The following is an 18,578-nucleotide window of genomic DNA, read 5'->3' on the forward strand; positions in this document are numbered from 1 at the left end:
GATCTCTGGCATTGAACCAACTATCTGACGGATAGTCTGATTTGCATCAGCCAGCCAATTGCGAGGTAATGGCTATGTCATTATTAAAAACTCTGTTTATCCCTCTATTTACCACCATACTGCTGGCCGGTTTAATGGTTTTAATGCCAAGTCAAACCAGTTATGCAGATGTGTCGGTCAATGTGCAACTCGGCCAGAATCTGCATCATCGACCTCATCCTGGTTTTTCCGGGCACCGCCATTATCGCCATCCCTCAGCTGGTATTACGGGCCATCGTTCTTTTGGACTGGATCCGCGACTGAATCGTCATCGCTACCCCATGTACAAACCTCACTATCGGCATTACGACACCACCCGGCCACGCCATCGCTCAGGTTATTACGGCTATCGAGGCAGTAACATCACCATCGTAGCGCCACTAATTTACTCACAAAGTTATCAAACCGTTGCTCCAGTCAGAAGCTATGCCAGTAGTCGACCTAATATGGTGACACAAACGAACGCTCTACCCCGTCATGCCATTGCGGATGGTTGGGAAGCTTTATCACGTTATGAATCTGGCAATGCCATCAACGCTTTTAAAGCCCAATCGAGTAAAGATCCCCAGGCTTCTCTGCCACAAGTTGGCTTCGCCTTGGCGACGGCATTACAAGGCGAACCGGAGAAGGCTGTTTGGGCATTAGATTTAGCTTTAAAGGCTGATACTCGTGAATTGCGTTATTTCAGCGCCGACCCCGGTTTGCAATTGGTGATCGATGATCTGTTGGATAATTATCAAAATGCCCCGTTGATGACCGCCACGCTGCTGTATTTAAAACAGGATTACCAGGCAGCTGATTCCGCTTTGCAAAAGGCTCTGAATGAATGTGATAACTGTACCGGTCCAAGGAATATGCAACACCTGATTCGGCAACGCATCAGTGGTTAGATAAAAAAACACCCTGCTGCTCTCAGCAGGGTGTTTCAATTAAAGCCTAATGCTCTTCGTCAAAATCTTCTTTATCTTTGGGATTGGCTTTTGAAGATTTTGAGTTATCTGTTTTTTCAGGTTTCTGTTCAAGCTGAATAGCTTGGTCAGAACCACCCACCATTTTTAATGGGGCCGGCGGTGCCGAACCATCTTTATCCTGACCGAAGTAAATAGTCATATGCGGGAATGGGATTTCGATTCCTGCCGCATCCAGATGCTGCTTGACCAAGCGGTTATAAGCACGGCCAACACCCCATTGGGTGCCCGGCAATGTTTTGATTCTTACCCGAATATTCACCGAGCTATCCGCCAAGGCTGTCACGCCATGCACTTCCAGTTCATCCACCAGAATTTTTTCACGCTGCTCCGGATCCGCCATCAACTCTGCAAATGCTTCGCGCAGATGCACAATCACTTGATCAGTATCCTCACGATAGGCAACACCGTACTCACCCACATGGTAGGCAAATTCACGCATAAAGTTGGACACGGTATCAACTGATGAAAACGGAATCATGTGATAAGTACCGGACAAATCACGTAAGCCTAACGAACGAATAGTGAGTTTTTCAGCGGTACCGGTAATACCACTAGCAGTGACAATATCACCTGTATTAATGGCATTTTCCATTTGAATAAACACACCAGTAATCACATCCTGCACCAGTTTCTGGGCACCAAAACCTATTGCCAGACCCAGTACACCGGCACCAGCCAATAACGGTCCGATATTGACGCCGATCTCTGCCAGCACAATCATCACCGTCATGATAATCAAGGCTATTGCCGCTGCATTACGGAAAATCGTCAGTAAGGTCTTGGCTCTGGCCGTAGGCAATTGGGTTTCATCATTAGGATTAAGACGATGTTCAATCCAGCTGGCTAAGCCGATCCAGATTGCCATTGCACCAAGCAGGATCGCCGCAACACTAATGACTGTGCCGATAGTATGCATCCCCGCATCGGAAGCCAGCCATGCCGAAAGACTGAAAATACCCCAGGCATCCAGAATCACGGCTGCAACAATAATGACTAACAAAATTCGCAGAGTTTTATAAATGTTTGGCACGAAACCATTGACCCGCTCTTCCAGCAAAGGAAAACGCATCCGTAAATCATCGGAAACATGCACTGGACGGCCAATGGTTTTGGCCATGAATTTTGCCACTACACCACCAATGACTAATGCCAGAATGGTCTGGAACGTAGCTTTTAGCATCATCGGCAAAGCATCTTCCGGACGCAATAGCAAGGTGGTAGCTAACACGGCAAAATACACAATACCCAAAACATGCCAGCTTCGCGCCAGGATGCCAAGACTGACACGGGAAAAACTAAACGTAGCCTGTTGGGCATGGAATAACAATCGCTGTTTAACTGAAATGCGGTTTTGCATGATGACCACAACCGCATAAATAAAGGCACTTAATACCACCAGCACGCTTACTAATTGCCCCACCACAGGGTTAATGTTCAGGTTAACTAATGGCACTACCAGTAACATGCCATAACCAATGAAGTTGGTCAGACGTGTCAACCAGATATGCCAGTAGGTTGCACTTTCTGCTGAGATTGGCAACAAACGTAAAGCATCATCACGACCGGCAAATACCGTGCGTAATATCACTTTGAAAATTTCAATTGCTAAAAACGCATTTAGAAACAACGACTGACTGACATTCATCTCACCGTTGCTGCCAATGGCAAACAATGCCACGGCATAACCGGCTACCCAGGCCAAAGCAACCGTCAATAAATCAACTACGGCTGCTAATAAGATGGCACTGATTTTCGAAAACCGGATACTCTCCATCCGCTTCCGCCCAGTTATTGGCTCGTCGAAAGGCGTGACGAGCTAAACTACGCAGCACATAAAACATTAATAATGTGCTGGCAATGACCATTAACAGCATGAAAATCTCATCCAGCATCTGCTGCAGGTCAAATGTACTTTCGTCTCCTGAACCAATAGAAGATAAGGCTGAAAATCCTGCGCCAATTGTCGAAACAATCTCCTGAGCAATTGATTGGGTTTTATTAGCAATCTGCCTGGCAAAAGTAGGTTGAGCCACTAAGTTGACTGATTCAGCATCTTGCTCCATTGTTCCAGCTGCCGCAGCCAAATCACGTAATTCAGCAATGAGTTTTTCTCTCGACTGCTCGTTTTCCAGTGTATCGGCCAATGCCGAATAATGTGCCTGGTTATTAGGTGTGGCAGCAGGTTCAGCAACAACGATTTCAGTCACACTGAAGCTTAATAACAATGTTGTCAGCAGAAATAAGCTGAACTTCCATTTCAAATCAAAAATCCTCACGATGCCGAGATCTCCTCTATTTGATTGTTTATATCTGATTGTCGGCCATACAGGCTTGAAGATAATGCAGGTAGTTTTTTACAGAATAGCGATGATTTCAGAGACTAGACTGATAATGGTGTCCCTTTTAGTGACTCTAACAGGCCTGAAGGGTTCATTGCAAAATTGATATGACCTCAATATCTCCAGTCTCATTGACTCCAACTATCAAACCTTCACCGGAAGACATGAATGTGTCTAACAGGCCAGAAATATTGACTTGATGAGTGATATAGATGCGCGGCTTATCGGTTTTATGCTCCACAATATGTGCCTGCCAGTCTTGCAGAAACTGGTCTTTCAAACCTCGATTGATTGGATGAAAAAATGAATTCAAAGCCTGCAGTTTTTGTGGTGGACCAAAGCCTAATAATTCAGCTGTTTCAAGACAACGACACCATTCACTGGAAAACACTTCTGCCTCTTTAACACCCATTTGCCGCAGTTTATTGCCCATCTCGATGGCTTGCTGACGACCTTGCTCAGACAAATTTCGTTGGGTCTGACAATTTTTCAGTTCAAACCCTTCAGGGTCGCCTACACCAGGCGCAAGTGCATGCCGGAAAATAATGATTTGATCGGCAATAACCTGCGTAGGCAAAAACATCATAAGAAAAATTAACCGCTGAAAAGTCGAAAACATCCTGCAGGGCACCTGTCATTTGATTGCCAAATTGAGATTATTGCTGAACAACCTTAAGTTATAGGAATCTCAATGTCTGATTCCTGTCAGACCTAGGGTATATTGACCTTTTAGAGTTGCCTCTTTCGTGCTTTGAAAGATCAATAAAACCTAGACAGTTGATAACTGAATTAATTGCGAATACTCCGGAGCCTCTATGCCCAGTAAATCCATGCCACGAAGACTCACACTGGTATTACAGTTTCTGTTATTTGTCGGGCTTGCCGGGGCAATTTGGGAACAACAATGGCTAAATGCCGTTATTACCACTGGCATCATTATCATTACCCTATTTCCCATATTGTTAGCCAAAAAGTTTAATGTGCATGTACCTTCGGTATTTCAGTTAATGGCCATTGGCTTTATCTTTGCGTCGATTTTTTTAGGCGAAGTTCATGGTTATTACACCAAGTTTTGGTGGTGGGATATTGCCTTACATACTACTTCCGGATTTTTGCTTGGCATCACCGGTTTTCTTTTAGTCTATTTGATGAATGAAAATGACAGTATCCATATGCATATGCAACCGGGTTTCGTGGCATTTTTTGCTTTCATGTTTGCTCTGGGTATGGGGGCATTATGGGAAATATTTGAATTCTCAATGGATCAGATTTTCGGCACTAATATGCAAAAGCCCATGTTCAGTGATGACTCCGGATTAACTGACACAATGTATGACCTAATCGTTGATGCAATTGGAGCTTTGATTATTTCCGTACTTGGATATGGTTATTTAAAAAAGGCTGAGGCTAAATCTTTTCTCGAACGCTGGATCTGGGCATTTATTGTTAGAAATCCACGATTCTTCAATAAAAATAAAAAATCAAAGCATGAATCCAATTTACCAGACTAAATTCACTATCTGGGACATCTTCCTTAATAAATCAGGACGAACTCTGATGTGCTTTTAGCCATAGGGATCTACTATGCCCAATGGTTGCCGTTCTCCGGCAAAACACTATTGGAGTCTTTATGTTTGTTCGAACCGTCTCATTTTCATCTTTAAAGTTAATCTTCTGTTTATCTTTTATATTCTTACTGGCGGGATGTGACCAAGAGAATGCCCCACAAATGGATGCCGTGGCGGTTGTTGATGAATCAAAGATTCCCTTATGGCTGGATGGACAGGTTGAAATGTCGCCACAGGAATGGTTAGTGAAACGCAGCCATGCTGAAGTGACCGATGAAAAAGCGGAAATTGAACGTACCGCAGAATTGCTGGTTATCGCGGCTGACCGGTTTGATGAAAGTCACCGGATGATCGCCAATCGGGCCGCCCAACTGGAAGATATGCTGCTCGAACATCGCATTAATGAAACCGCGGTAGATCGATTGGAATGGTTCACCAAACTTCCAACGCTACAAACTCCACATAGCTTCTCGGCTCTTTGTCAGTACTATTACAACTTGCGCACCCAAGGTAAAACTGAAGACGAAATTATTCAAAATCTGCTGCGTATTTAAATCACAAATTACTCTGAGATAAAGATGATTGGTAAATAACTAAGCCTCAGCCAGATAGTCGGACATCAGAATTGATGCCCGACTATTTTTATTTGAAGCTTAGTATGTCCAGGTCACCGAGCCTAGAGCACTTCTAGATGCACCATAAATTGCCTGTCCCCATTGTGGGCTTTCAAGATATTTTTCATTGCCGACGTTATACAGATTTAAGGCAAGCGAAACATTTTTGTTCAGTTGATACTGAGCAAACATGTCTACCAACGTGTAACTTCCCTGCACTTCAACATCGCCAACGTAAATTTCATTTTGCCATCTTACCCCGCCACCGACATTGAGTCCGACAACTTGAGGTACATGATAACTTGCGGCTACTTTGAATTGATTAGTGGGTATAAAGGTTCGAGTTTTATCACCGTTTTCATCCTCTATATCCAAGTGTGTGTAACCCATACTCAGATTTAATCGCTCTATGACTTCGCCAGATAACTCAATTTCATAACCTTTGCTCTCCATGTCAACACCACGGTAAATATTTAGTCCCGAGGCTGTATCACGATCAATCCATTCACCAAAATTTTCCTGTCTGGACTCAAAACGGGCTATGGTTAATACGGCGCGTCCATCATTAAATTCCTGTTTGATACCAATTTCTTTGCTTTCGCCTTTCACCGAACCTAACGGCGATAAATCTGCACCAACCCAGGTCTGGGCTTTGAATACTTCACTGTAGCTACCATAGAGCATGGTTCCGTCGATAATTTCATAGGTTACACCTGCATAAGGCACCGTCTCTGAATCAGATACTTTTTGTGGGGCTCCATAACTGAATCCATCCTGTTCAATCTTGACCGTTCTAGCACCTAGTAAAAAGGAAAGCCTGTCAGTGGCACGAAGTCTGGTTGAGAAATAGGCCGAGTCTTGGTCTTGATCAATATTGGTTGATTGGGTTGCTGCATCATAAACATCAAATGCTGGTCGAGGGGTGTAGCCTGCAGCCCAATTAGAACCAACCGGGGCATAATTCCATTCACTAGAGTAAATAGATCGTCCTGTAAGTTTAATATCAGCTTTATTGATGCCTACCACCAGATCATGTTCCCTGCCGGCTAATTCAAACTGACCACTAAGATAAAGATCGAATATTTTTTCTTTGTCTTGTGCATCATAATGACTGGCATGGGCTGTTAAACCTTCTTCAGTAAAGGCATCTGGGCTACCTGAAAGATAGAATGAATCCCACTGTTTTTCTTGCTTATTCTGGGTATAAATACCCTTTACGGACCAGTTCTGGCCTAACTCTTGTTCAAGTTCGATAAAACTTCGTGTCTGTTTTATATCCTGATAAGCCCAATCAGGTGCAGTGTTGGTAGAAACATCGTAATTGGTTAAAGAGCCATCACTATAAAAAAGTGGCAATGCACCAGATGAATTACCTTTGCTGTAGGTATCATTAACACTGTGGGCAAAAGTCAGTTCCGTTTTGTCTGTCAGATCGGCTGACACGATTCCATAAAACACATCCCGATCCGTCGTATAACGGTCCAAATAAGAGTCACCTTTTTCTTTTGCAACGACTAAACGTCCACGCACCCTATCATTAATTGGTCCTGAAATATCAGCATCGACTCGACGGGTATTCCATGAGCCATAAGATGCTTTCGCCGAAGCCTGGAATTCATCAGTGGGCCGTTTGCGAACGAAGTTAATCGTGGCTGAAGGATTAGCCAGACCGGTAATCAATCCACTCGCGCCCTTAATGACTTCCACTTTTTCATACATTGCCGTGTCATCATGACCTTGTGTTAAACCAAAGGAAAAAGGCAACCCGATACCATCGTATTGAAAGTTCACAATATCAAAACCACGTGCGGTGTAATAAGTTCTTCCGGTTTCAACCTGTTCAACCGTTACACCCGGCGCATATTTCAATAATGTATTTACATCCCGTAATGCAAAATCCTGTATTTGATCATTCGAAATAACCGATACGATTTGAGGTGTTTCAAAAACGGTCAAATTCAGCTTTGTAGCCGATTTAGTCTCATCTGGTTCACCATAGACATGAAGAGAATCCAGACTGACATTGTCAGACGTTTCTTGCTGTTGTAGCTCTGTAATTGGTTGCTGCTCAGTATCTGCAATTGCCATTCCGCAGCAAAGTGATGCTAGAGAAAATGTGAGGACTCGTCGTGTACCAATTTTCATAAATTTACCTGAAATAAATTTAAAAAAGTTTACACACTGATAATTGCTAATACAAATCATTTGCATTTGTATTAATGTAAATCATTGTAAGCAAGCACTCTTTGGAATTTCTCAGCCATAATTCAATGACTAACAAGTAATTTAATCAGGCGGGATGGTCATTTAAAGCTGAATGATGTTATCAAAATAATTTTGTCGATTTGAGCTATAAAGATTCTGGATTATGCATTTACCAAGCTAATAATGTTCGACAGAAACGGATTTAACCCGTGCCTAGAATTTAAGTAGTTTTATCACCAGGCTAGGTTTAAGTTGATTAGCCTGTACTTGGTTCAGTGCTTTATAATTTTCCAACCATAGACTTTCCCATCCTATGGAACACGTCACTCTGCTTATCTATAACAAACGGAATCTATGAATTCTCCTCAAGCAAACAGTTATTTCAGTTTGATCCGCAATCAATTTGGTCTGTTGGCCATTGGCTTTGTAGCACTGTTTACCGGCAACCTTGGGCAAAGCTTTTTTATTGGCCTGTTTCAGTCTGACATTGCCAACTCATTAAATTTATCTTCTGGTGAATTCGGTGCGGTGTATGCCGCGCTTACTATGGCAAGTGGCTTTTTGGTATTACATTACGGCCAGAAATTGGATTGGATTGCTCCTCGCCGCTATGCCTTATTAGTACTGACTGCATTACTGACTGGTGTAATTTTGTTGACCACCTCGCCATGGTTAATTCCAGCTGTTATCGGCTTAGGTTTGGTTCGCTTATGTGGCCAGGGTTTGATGACCCATTTTGGTAGCACCTTGGCTGGGCGAGAATTTACCCTTAATCGTGGCAGGGCTCTCGGCTTGGTCAGTCTGGGTATGCCATTGGGTGAAATTATCTTAGCGCCAATAATCGCTTTATTGATTGGCTGGTTGAGCTGGCAACAAATCTGGTGGGCAGTAGCAGCAGTTATTTTGCTGATTTGGTTGTTGTTATTGTTTATGGCGCCCTGGCCCGAGGCACCTGAAATAAAGCGGGATAGTAGTGGCAACAAAATTAAAGGCCCCAACCCCATGCTGGAAAAAAGGTTTTGGCTGATTATTCCACTGACCATGGCTTTGCCCGTAACGCTGACCGGTATTTTTATTTTCCAAGCACAAATGACCATGGATTTAAATGCCTCCACCACAGCCTATGCTCTTGGTCTGACGGCGATGGGCATTGCCCGCTTTCCTGGTTCTTTATTGGGTGGTCGTTGGGTGGATGAATGGGGAGTGGCAGTGTTAGCAAGACTTTATCTTATTCCTTTTGCGTTAACGATCATCCTGGCAGTTTTGATCGGCGGCAATGCTGGCATTCTAATTTTAATGATTGGTGCCGGTATTTCTCTTGGCATGTCTTCACCAGTGGTAGATAGCTTACTGGTGGTACTGTGGGGACGAGAACATCTGGGCCGGGTTCGCAGTGTCAAATCAGCTTTTATGGTGTTTTCAACGGGTCTGGCACCTGCAGTTTTAGGCTTCTTAATTGATGGTGGTGTGCAATTTGAAGCCATCCTGATGGGAATGCTGGTATTTATGGCTATTGGCTGGTGCTTGGCCTTGGCACCGATACGTGAAGCAGAGAAAGCTTTCAGCGATGCTGCGAATTAAAATTAAAGTCCATATTTAACGGGCCGCTAACCTTAGCGTAGTTCCATTTGAGGACAATAATATGACTATTAATACTGCCCCGTTCGGCCAAACCGTCAGCTCAATGGCAAAGGATCCCGTCAATAAGCAGGATGTTCCTTTGGGCCAGCAGATTTCAGCTATGGCGCAGGAAAAAAAGTTTTCTGTTGCCGATTCCAACAGTGAGCTAAACCTGTCTATTCTGAAAGTGTCGTTCAACATCAGTGAAGCTAATGGTGACGGCGCGATGGCTTTGCTTTACAAAACGGCTTTAGAAGGTATCAATGATTCTTTAAAAGCTGAGTTTGGTGATAATGCTATTCAAAAAGCCTACGACCAAGGTATTGATGTATCACCGGAAGCCACCTCGGAACGTATCGTGCAGATGAGCACGGCGTTTTTTGATGCTTATTACAGCACCCGGCAGAATATGTCGCTGGATGAAGCGCTGGAATCATTTGTTAAAGTGATTGGCGGTGGAATCGATCAGGGCTTTAAAGAAGCTCGTGACATTCTCGGTGGATTGAATGTGTTGCAAGGTGATATCGCCAGCAATATCGATAAAACCTACGATTTAGTGCAGCAAGGTTTACAGTCCTTTTTGCAAAATTACCAGTCTTCACGCGAAGCTTAAAAAGCTTTTTACCGCCATCCATTATGGGTGGCGGTATATCCCCGTCCCCGTTTTCCCCCTCTTGAGTTCTGCCTGATACTCGTCATACTCTGTTTTATTAATTTGCTAGTTCATTCCTTGTCTTAGACAAAGGAGTTAGAGATGGATAAAACACTTGTGATCGGTGCTAATGGTCAAATCGGCAAGCTATTAATTCAAATGATGACTGAGCAAAAACTGCCCGTTAAAGCTATGCTCCGCAAAGCAGAACAAGCTGCCGAATTTGAAAAGATGGGTGCTGAAGTTGTGATTGCAGATCTGGAAGCCGACTTGCCAGATGCAGCATTTGCCGATTGTGACAAGGTTGTATTTACAGCTGGTTCAGGTGGCAAAACCGGTGCCGATAAAACCATACTGGTGGATTTATGGGGAGCCTGTAAAGCCATTGATAAGGCAAAACAACATAACATTATGCAATTTGTTATGGTCAGTTCCCGCGATGCAGGCGATCCCGAACACGGCACACCAGCCATCAAGCATTACAACATCTGCAAACATTTCGCCGATAAACACCTTATTGAAAGCCATCTGCCCTATACCATTCTGCGCCCCGGCAGATTAACCGATGGTCCATTAACCGGCACAATCACCACCACTCGCCCAACAGATCAAGAACAACAATTTATCTCTCGTGCAAATGTTGCAGCCTGCATTTTGCAATGTCTGGATCATTCAGAAACGGTTAATCAGATTGAAGAGTTATATCAGGGTGACATGCCGATTCAGCAAGCTTTTATAAAATCTGTAAAAGGACGGTTGGGTTAATTAAGACCCGCTTTCAAGTGCACATATGAAACCGTTGCTCGATCAAATTTATCACACAGAGTCACGGCAGATTCTTAGTACCTTAATCCGCTTGCTGGGTGATTTTGATCTGGCCGAAGAAGCCATGCATGAAGCCTTTGCAATTGCACTGCAGAAATGGGAAGTCGATGGCGTTCCAGATAATCCACGTGCATGGCTGATTTCCACAGCGCGCTTTAAAGCGATAGATCATCTGCGCCGACAGGCACGTTTTGATTATTCCCTTGATACCATCACTGACGAACTGGCTGCAGAAGATATTTTGCTCGAAGAGCAGCAGATTGAAGATGATCAGTTACGACTGATATTCACCTGCTGTCATCCGGCATTGGCCGAAGAAGCTCGATTGGCACTGACACTACGAGAAATATGCGGCATGACCACCGAAGAAGTCGCCCGGCTTTTCTGCAGAAACCAACCACAATTGCCCAACGCATTGTCCGCGCCAAAAATAAAATCCGCGAAGCCGGTATTCCTTATGAAGTCCCTGATGCAGACCAGTTAGCAGAACGTCTGCAATCGGTGCTACAGGTCATTTATCTGATCTTTAATGAAGGTTATTCTGCCAGCAATGGCGAATTATTGGTTAAACATGATTTAGCCAGTGAAGCGATTCGACTTTGCAGATTATTAGCACAATTATTGCCCGAACCAGAAGTAAACGGTTTGCTGGCGTTAATGTTGTTACAAGACTCAAGGCGTCATGCCAGAGTGAATGCCCATGGCGAACTGGTTACGCTGGAAGATCAGGATCGCAGCCTGTGGGATCAGCAGCAGATTCAGCATGGCTGTGAGCTGGTTATTCAGACTTTGCAAACTCAGCGTTTTGGCCCCTTTACTCTGCAAGCCGCTATTGCTGCAGTTCATGCTGAGGCCAGATCATTCGACCAGACTGATTGGCAGCAGATCGTTGGTTTATATGATGCATTGATACAACACGTCGACTCACCCGTTGTACGGTTAAATCAAGCTGTCGCAATTGCCATGTTGGATAGTCTAGAGGCAGGACTGGCTATCATTGAGCAATTGTTTGCTCAAGGTGAACTGAATCACTATCACCTGATTTATGCTGCCAAGGCGGATCTATGTCGCCGTCTGCAGGACTTTGATACTGCTCGCCTTTGTTACTTAAAAGCACTTGCATTAACTCAACAAGGCCCTGAACAGCGTTTTTTACAAAAACGTTTAGATGAATTGCCAATGTTGTCGATTTAGCGGTTTCCCATTCGACTAGTTAATAAGGCCAGATATTCGAGCCTTTCAATATGGAGAAAGTTATGAATGTGAAAACTGAAGTTGAACAACAACTAGAAAACTGGAAACAGGCCGTAATCAGTCAGAATGTCGAAAATATCATGCCTTTTTATGCTGAAGACATCCGGGCATTTGATGCGATTGCCGAATTGCAATTTACTGGTCGCAATCAATATAAGGCGCATTGGCAACGTTGCCTGCAGACGTGCAAGATGACTCACTTTGAAATCGGCCAGATTGATATCAAGGTTGATGGGGAACTGGCGGTGTGTTTCTTCCTTAATCAGTGTGGTGGTATTGATGAAAAAACCGGAGAAGAACAAGTCGGTTGGGTTCGCGGCACTCAGGTATATCAAAAGAATCACGGAAAATGGTTGATTATTCATGAGCACTTTTCCTTGCCGTTTGATATGGCAACAGGCTCAGCGTTGTTTCAGCTTACCCCTGAAACTGAATCTGCCTGGTAAGGAGCACACAATGAAATTCATGATTTTACGTAAAGCCGATACCGATACTGAAAAAGGTGTAATGCCCAGCGAACAATTATTATCAGCCATGGGTGACTACAACATGCAAATGGCTCAGGCAGGAATATTAAGAACAGGTGAAGGCTTGAAACCAACCCGTGATGGGACCCGCATTAAATTTCAGCAAGGTAAGCCAATTATTACTGATGGCCCGTTCACTGAAACCAAGGAATTACTCGCCGGGTACACCATTATTGAAGTCAATTCCAGACAGGAAGCACTGGATTGGGCCAAACGCTGGCCGGTTGAAGATGCTGATGGCAATGCTGAACTGGAACTCAGACAGCTATATGAAATGTGTGATTTTGCTGATGGACCGGGTTTGCAGAAACATATCGAGCTTGATCAAAAACTCCGTAAACAACCGCTTTCCACCAGCTCTTATTTGTTATTTGATGGCAACTGCCGTGAAGCTTTTGCGTTTTATGCCGAGGTGTTGGGTGGCGATATAGTCATGATGATGATCGGAGGCGAATCCCCGATGGCGGATGAGATGCCTGCCGAGTTCGCTGACAAAGTCATGCATGTCTCTCTTCAAGTCGGCAATTGGATGATAATGGGATCGGATTGCCCTCCCGGCATGTTTGAAAAACCGCAGGGTTTTAATGTGCAGATAGCCTTTGAAGATGAGCAGCAGGCAGAGACCACTTTTAATCAACTAGCCGAAGGTGGCATGGTGCAAACGCCGTTTGAGCCCACATTTTGGGCAAAACGGTTTGGCATGCTGGTGGATCGTTTTGGCACGCCATGGATGATTAATTGCGGTCAATGTATTGAAGGAGCTTGAGATGAAATATCTGGCTTTGGTGTATTACCAAGAACAAATCATGAATCAAATGTCCCAGCAGGAATGGGACAGTCTGAATCAGGAATGCATGGCCTGTGGTGAAAAACTGCAAAGCAGTGGCCATATGCTGGATGGTTCAGCGTTGCAGTCGGTCGAGACGGCCACTACTGTTCGGGTTCGCAATGGCAAAGTGACAGTGACCGATGGGCCTTTTGCCGAAACCAAAGAACAGCTGGCCGGGTTTTATCTATTGGAAGCGCGGGATATTAACGAAGCCATTCAATTGGCCGGCAATATTCCCCCCGCCAGATACGGCAGTATTGAAATTCGCCCCGTGCGTGAATTGCAGACTGAACACAATAGCAGCGGTGGCAAAGGAAACTGATATGCAAAAGATCAGGCCCTGTTTATGGTTTAACGACAATGCTCAGCAAGCCGTTGAGTTTTATCTTTCGGTTTTTGGTGGTGAAGAAATTGATCGCCTGTATTACAACACTGCTGGACCTGGTCCGGCTGGCTCTGTGCTTTCGATTACCTTTCAGATCGAGGAACAGCAATTTATTGCTTTGAATGGTGGCACTGATGTGGCATTTAATCATGCGATGTCATTGTTAGTCAGCTGCGTGAGTCAGGCTGAAATCGACCTTCTTTGGGATAGATTGCTGGTCAATGGCGGCAGGACATTGCAATGCGGTTGGGTTCAGGATCAATTTGGTGTGTGCTGGCAGATTGTACCGACGATGCTGGATAAAATGTTGCAGGATAAACAGCGTGCTCCGGCAGTCATGTCTGCATTACTGACAATGAATAAGTTGAACGTTTTTCAGCTGGAACAGGCTTACAAGCAAGCCAAATAACATTTTTTTGTAATGACCTGACAACCTTTACTTAGAGAATGGTTTTAATGTTTTATAGCTCATTTATCAGCAAAAAACTGCCTGCTGGCGTACTATAGCGCGCTATGTCAACGCAGTCTGAGGTTTGAAATGAGCAATTTACCCAATTGTCCGAAGTGTGATTCCGAATATACCTACAAAGATGGAAGTATCCTGATTTGTCCGGAATGTTCTTATGAATGGTCGGCAGTTACGGCGACAGACAATGGTGAAAGTTCAGATGAGATTCATGATGCCAATGGCAATGTTTTACAGGATGGCGATACCGTAACAGTTATCAAAGATCTGAAAGTGAAAGGTTCTTCGCTAGTGGTAAAAGTCGGAACCAAGGTCAAAAACATTCGTCTGGTTGACGGCGATCACGATATTGATTGCAAGATTGATGGCATTGGTGCGATGAAACTTAAATCGCAGTTTGTTAAGAAAGTCTAAGAAGTCGACACTCGCATTAGTCAAAAAGGGCTCTAAACGAGCCCTTTTTTGTGGGAATTATTTATCCGCTACTTTTTTCATGTTTTCATTGATTTTGAATAGTACGATTAGCAGTTCACACCAGATACGTGCACCCACAGCACCTGCAAGCATGGTAAATATTCCCATAATGAAACTACCAAAACCACCAGAGAACATCATTCCGATGCCTGAAACCACTACCGCTACTAACAACAACCAGTAAACCAACGTAATGATTTTTGGCGTTAACATCGAATCAAAAAACAGAATATCTCTCACTTCTTTCTCTCCTAGATAAATCAGTGGATGCAGTATTAGGGCTTGTTTATCTTTCATCTCCGCCTCTGTTGTGGGCTGAAAAAGTATCAATCAAGGCACGAAGAGCGCCTTTTAGTTGTTCTAAATAAGCGACGAGCAACGCAGACCGGCGCGCGCCTCCCTGGCGCGCCGGCATACAGTCCATCCGTGGACATAAGTGATACTTTTTCAGTCACAACCCGTAGGGCTGGGACTATTTTTGCGGCCGACTGTGTTGTCAATCACTTATGTAGGAAGAACTACACGGCGTGCTTTCCGCCTTGTCGGACACAAAAATAGCCGCCAGCAGTGGTGGATATGAAAGATAAACAAGCCCTAGTTAACTAACATCCATTTCAGTTTTTCAGTGTATGAATACACCCCAAACAGGCAATAAATGAACATCGTTTTTAATTAAAGGTCATATCAACAGAGCTGAATTTCCTATCTGTCTACTGATGCCCAACATATCTATTGCCAATGCGTATAATGCCAGCTATCGCCTTTCCTTACATGAACGACGTCACGGAAAACTGATTTGAAGCAACCCGCTACAATCGAAAACATACCTGCTGATATTGCTCCGTATTCACCGGAAAGCCGTATTTCACTACGCAGAATGCGTGCCTGTCATGAGTGTGACTGGGTAGTGGTTTTGCCTGCATTACGGGGCGGCGAACACGCTACCTGTCCCCGTTGTGGTCATATATTGGTACGCCGACATTTCCGCCCGGCACAACGCAGCATGGCATTAGCGATAAGTGCCTTGATTGCACTGATTCTGGCGATATCGTTTCCGTTTGTCAGCTTTGAAGCCAGAGGTATTGGTAACAATATCGAGCTCACCCAAACTGCCACCAGCATGATTGGTTTTCATCAACCACTGGTGGCGATCATTGTTGCGTTAACCATAATTGTGTTGCCAGCAGTCTATCTATGCGGAGTAATCTGGTTACAACTGGGGCTATTACGTGGCGTACCATTTCCGTTCAGTCGAGGCATTGCCCGTTCACTCACGCATCTGAATCCCTGGATGATGGCGGATGTATTTATTATCGCGGCACTGGTCAGCCTGATTAAAATTGCCGGTATGGCGCAGATTGTATTAGGCGTGTCATTCTGGGCATTTTGTGCTTTTGCCATTCTGTTATTAATGACAACCCGCTCCATTGATGCTGACTGGATGTGGTTTTCACTGGCGGGTGAACCGCAGGCTCCGAAGGGTATACGTACAGCGGAAACAGCAGCTTCACAAGGTCTGGCAGGATGTTCCACCTGTGGCTTGATTAACGAAGTGGATGAGTCGGGCCACGGTCATTGCCGCCGCTGCGGCGAACCATTACATCTTCGTTTACCGCATAGTCTGCAACGGACCTGGGCGCTGTTAGCTGCGGCAATCGTGATGTATATTCCAGCAAATGTGTATCCCATCATGACCACGACCCTGCTCGGGCAAAGTAATCCTGCCACCATTATTGGCGGAGTGATAGAGTTGATAGAAAAGGGCTCATGGCCCATTGCCGCTGTAATATTGTTTGCCAGCATTATCGTCCCGGTGGGCAAAATACTTGCGTTAATCTGGTTATCGCTGGTGGTACGGAGAAGTAACGAACTGGGAGCCAGCACCCGAACCAAGTTATATCGCGTTACGGAATTTATTGGCCGTTGGTCCATGGTAGATTTATTTGTTGTGGCTATACTGGTGGCATTGATTAGAGCCGGCAATTTAATGTCGATCACTCCCGGTCCAGCAGCATTGGCGTTTGGTGCGGTGGTGATTCTAACCATGTTAGCCGCAATGACTTTTGACCCACGGTTGATTTGGGATTCCCCCCAAACATCAATCAAAAAGCAGTCCAAGGAAACCATTAATGAGTGATGAACTATCACCGCTGAAGAAAAAGTCGTCGATCCACATCGAGCCAAATCCGGAAAACAATCCCGATTTTCGCCGATTTGGATTGTGCCGATTGTGGCTCTGCTGATCGGCTTATGGCTGATATACGACAATTACACTCGCATTGGGCCGAGAATCACCTTAACCATGGCCAATGCAGAAGGTATCGAGGCCGGTAAAACCATGATCAAAACACGTAATGTGGATATTGGCCAGGTAGAACAGGTTCGTTTATCCGATGATTTAACCCATACCTTGATTATTGCCCGTATTAATCCAGAAGCAGAGCCGATGCTGGTCGAGGATTCTCGCTTCTGGGTAGTCAAACCGCGAATTGGTCGTGAAGGCATAAGCGGACTTAATACGGTACTTTCAGGAGCCTATATTCAACTTCAACCCGGAGAAAGTAACATCGAAGAACGTGAGTTTATGGTGTTGGAACAACCACCCATTTCCACGCTCGGTATACAAGGTTTACGTATCAAACTTATCAGCCAATTGGGTAACTCATTGCGTGTTGGTGATCCCGTCACCTACCAGGGATTCAATGTGGGCCGTGTTGAAAGCGCTGAATTCGATAGTGAACGCCGTGAAATGCGTCATCAGTTATTTATTGAAAGTCCTTATGATGTTCTGGTTACCGAAGGCACACGTTTCTGGTCCGCCAGTGGTGTAGATTTAAAACTGGATTCTGAAGGCTTCAAGGTCAATATCGCATCGCTGGAAGCTTTATTAGGCGGTGGTGTGACCTTTGGCGTGCTGGAAGATTTACCGGTGGGTTCACCAGCACAGGCTGACAGTGTTTATACCTTATATGGCGACGAAGAAAGTGCACGTCAAGAAGCCTATACCCAATATCTGGAATACGTATTGTTAATTGAAGATACGGTTCGTGGGCTTTCCAAAGGCGCGCCAGTGGAGTTTCGTGGCATTCGTATTGGTACCGTTTCCAGTGTGCCGTGGAAATTTACTTCGCCGGAGCGTAATGCCCAGAGTGGCTTTGCTATACCAGTTTTGATTCGTCTGGAACCTCAACGCCTTGGTGGCAAAGAAAAAGTAAATATTGAGGAATGGGAGGCGCGGTTTGATCGCATGCTGAATGCCGGATTAAGAGCCACACTCAAATCAGGCAATCTGCTGACCGGTTCTTTATTTATTGATCTTAACTTCCAGCGTGATGGTACCTATGAATTCGTTGCCAGAACCTTCGAAGGCCATCAGGTTCTGCCAACCAGTTCAACAGGCTTGGCGCAAATTGAACTGAAGGTGTCGAATTTGCTGGATAAACTCAATCAACTGGAAGTCGAGCCGATTTTAACCGGCATGGATCGTAATCTGGAAAGCTCTGAAACCATGCTGAAAGAAATTCGTGATCTGACAGCCAGCATTCAGACATTGGTCAATGCTTCAGAAACCCAGGAAATTCCTGCCAATATCAATCAGACATTGGCAGAAATTCGTACCACGCTGCAAGGCTTGTCACCTGACTCATCAGCCTATCAGGAGATGACCGGCACCCTGCAACGACTGGAAAAATTACTGCGTGATATTCAACCCGTTGCCCGCACTTTGGGCGAACAACCCAATGCATTGATTTTTGATCGTCGTAACAGCAGCGATCCTTTACCTAGAGCCCCGACTGAATAATCAGGATG

The 18,578-nt window shown here is 44.7% G+C and carries 20 protein-coding genes; 15 read left to right on the plus strand and 5 right to left on the minus strand.

Going from position 1 to position 18,578, the window contains the following annotated elements; genetic code table 11:
- Window positions 1-74: 74 nt before the first annotated feature.
- Window positions 75-929 (plus strand): hypothetical protein, encoded by an 855-nt coding sequence (locus tag E8Q33_RS00950; RefSeq protein ID WP_136552215.1) that lies wholly within the window; start codon window positions 75-77, stop codon window positions 927-929.
- A gap of 46 nt (window positions 930-975) precedes the next feature.
- Here E8Q33_RS00950 and E8Q33_RS00955 read toward each other — a convergent pair whose 3' ends face one another.
- The 3 genes from E8Q33_RS00955 to E8Q33_RS00960 form a co-directional block, all read right to left on the minus strand.
- Window positions 976-2,784: a mechanosensitive ion channel domain-containing protein gene (locus tag E8Q33_RS00955; protein WP_247869851.1), complete on the minus strand. Its 1,809-nt coding sequence runs from the start codon at window positions 2,782-2,784 to the stop codon at window positions 976-978.
- Window positions 2,729-3,286: a hypothetical protein gene (locus tag E8Q33_RS15815; RefSeq protein ID WP_247869852.1), complete on the minus strand. Its 558-nt coding sequence runs from the start codon at window positions 3,284-3,286 to the stop codon at window positions 2,729-2,731. The genes E8Q33_RS00955 and E8Q33_RS15815 overlap by 56 nt, the downstream gene beginning before the upstream one ends.
- A 154-nt stretch (window positions 3,287-3,440) precedes the next feature.
- Complete coding sequence (locus tag E8Q33_RS00960) at window positions 3,441-3,935, minus strand: histidine phosphatase family protein (RefSeq protein ID WP_168800113.1); 495 nt, start codon at window positions 3,933-3,935, stop codon at window positions 3,441-3,443.
- Between the two features lie 229 nt (window positions 3,936-4,164).
- On the opposite strand from E8Q33_RS00960, the gene E8Q33_RS00965 reads away from it, so the two are divergent.
- Window positions 4,165-4,860, plus strand: a complete 696-nt coding sequence (locus tag E8Q33_RS00965; protein ID WP_136552219.1) for a hypothetical protein — start codon at window positions 4,165-4,167, stop codon at window positions 4,858-4,860.
- A 119-nt stretch (window positions 4,861-4,979) separates the two neighbouring features.
- The gene (locus E8Q33_RS00970) at window positions 4,980-5,471 is read left to right on the plus strand and encodes a hypothetical protein (protein ID WP_247869853.1); all 492 of its coding nucleotides are present in this window, start codon (window positions 4,980-4,982) and stop codon (window positions 5,469-5,471) included.
- A 99-nt stretch (window positions 5,472-5,570) separates the two neighbouring features.
- On the opposite strand, the gene E8Q33_RS00975 is transcribed toward E8Q33_RS00970, so the two are convergent.
- Window positions 5,571-7,676 (minus strand): TonB-dependent siderophore receptor, encoded by a 2,106-nt coding sequence (locus E8Q33_RS00975; protein ID WP_168800114.1) that lies wholly within the window; start codon window positions 7,674-7,676, stop codon window positions 5,571-5,573.
- A gap of 414 nt (window positions 7,677-8,090) precedes the next feature.
- On the opposite strand from E8Q33_RS00975, the gene E8Q33_RS00980 reads away from it, so the two are divergent.
- The 10 genes from E8Q33_RS00980 (at window position 8,091) to E8Q33_RS01020 (ending at window position 14,708) form a co-directional block, all read left to right on the plus strand.
- A complete protein-coding gene (locus E8Q33_RS00980; protein WP_136552223.1) occupies window positions 8,091-9,317 on the plus strand; it encodes an MFS transporter in 1,227 nt (408 codons plus the stop codon).
- 61 nt (window positions 9,318-9,378) lie between these two features.
- On the plus strand, window positions 9,379-9,969 hold the full coding sequence (locus E8Q33_RS00985) for a DUF5610 domain-containing protein (protein ID WP_136552225.1): 591 nt from the start codon (window positions 9,379-9,381) through the stop codon (window positions 9,967-9,969).
- A 141-nt stretch (window positions 9,970-10,110) separates the two neighbouring features.
- Complete coding sequence (locus E8Q33_RS00990; RefSeq protein WP_136552227.1) at window positions 10,111-10,773, plus strand: SDR family oxidoreductase; 663 nt, start codon at window positions 10,111-10,113, stop codon at window positions 10,771-10,773.
- A gap of 25 nt (window positions 10,774-10,798) precedes the next feature.
- A complete protein-coding gene (locus E8Q33_RS15820; protein WP_247869854.1) occupies window positions 10,799-11,317 on the plus strand; it encodes a sigma-70 family RNA polymerase sigma factor in 519 nt (172 codons plus the stop codon).
- Window positions 11,318-11,334: 17 nt separating this feature from the next.
- A complete protein-coding gene (locus E8Q33_RS16600) occupies window positions 11,335-12,027 on the plus strand; it encodes an RNA polymerase sigma factor (RefSeq protein WP_371413247.1) in 693 nt (230 codons plus the stop codon).
- 62 nt (window positions 12,028-12,089) lie between these two features.
- On the plus strand, window positions 12,090-12,533 hold the full coding sequence (locus E8Q33_RS01000) for a nuclear transport factor 2 family protein (protein ID WP_136552228.1): 444 nt from the start codon (window positions 12,090-12,092) through the stop codon (window positions 12,531-12,533).
- 10 nt (window positions 12,534-12,543) lie between these two features.
- Window positions 12,544-13,380 (plus strand): YciI family protein, encoded by an 837-nt coding sequence (locus E8Q33_RS01005; protein ID WP_136552230.1) that lies wholly within the window; start codon window positions 12,544-12,546, stop codon window positions 13,378-13,380.
- 1 nt (window position 13,381) lies between these two features.
- Entirely contained in the window at window positions 13,382-13,765 is a 384-nt protein-coding gene (locus tag E8Q33_RS01010) for a YciI family protein (RefSeq protein ID WP_136552232.1), read from the plus strand.
- Between the two features lies 1 nt (window position 13,766).
- The gene (locus tag E8Q33_RS01015; RefSeq protein WP_136552233.1) at window positions 13,767-14,237 is read left to right on the plus strand and encodes a VOC family protein; all 471 of its coding nucleotides are present in this window, start codon (window positions 13,767-13,769) and stop codon (window positions 14,235-14,237) included.
- 129 nt (window positions 14,238-14,366) lie between these two features.
- Window positions 14,367-14,708 carry a zinc ribbon domain-containing protein YjdM gene (locus tag E8Q33_RS01020; protein WP_136552235.1) on the plus strand — a complete coding sequence of 114 codons (342 nt, stop codon included), beginning with the start codon at window positions 14,367-14,369 and terminating at the stop codon, window positions 14,706-14,708.
- Window positions 14,709-14,765: 57 nt separating this feature from the next.
- Here the strand turns inward: E8Q33_RS01020 and E8Q33_RS01025 are convergent, their stop codons facing one another.
- The gene (locus E8Q33_RS01025; RefSeq protein WP_247869855.1) at window positions 14,766-15,065 is read right to left on the minus strand and encodes a DUF4282 domain-containing protein; all 300 of its coding nucleotides are present in this window, start codon (window positions 15,063-15,065) and stop codon (window positions 14,766-14,768) included.
- Between the two features lie 499 nt (window positions 15,066-15,564).
- Between E8Q33_RS01025 and E8Q33_RS01030 the strand changes: the two genes are divergently transcribed.
- On the plus strand, window positions 15,565-16,905 hold the full coding sequence (locus E8Q33_RS01030) for a paraquat-inducible protein A (protein ID WP_247869856.1): 1,341 nt from the start codon (window positions 15,565-15,567) through the stop codon (window positions 16,903-16,905).
- Window positions 16,906-16,911: 6 nt separating this feature from the next.
- On the plus strand, window positions 16,912-18,570 hold the full coding sequence (gene pqiB, locus E8Q33_RS01035; RefSeq protein WP_136552237.1) for an intermembrane transport protein PqiB: 1,659 nt from the start codon (window positions 16,912-16,914) through the stop codon (window positions 18,568-18,570).
- Window positions 18,571-18,578: the final 8 nt, after the last annotated feature.

The organism is Methylophaga sp. SB9B, from assembly GCF_004832235.1.
Taxonomy (GTDB): Bacteria; Pseudomonadota; Gammaproteobacteria; order Nitrosococcales; family Methylophagaceae; genus Methylophaga; species Methylophaga muralis.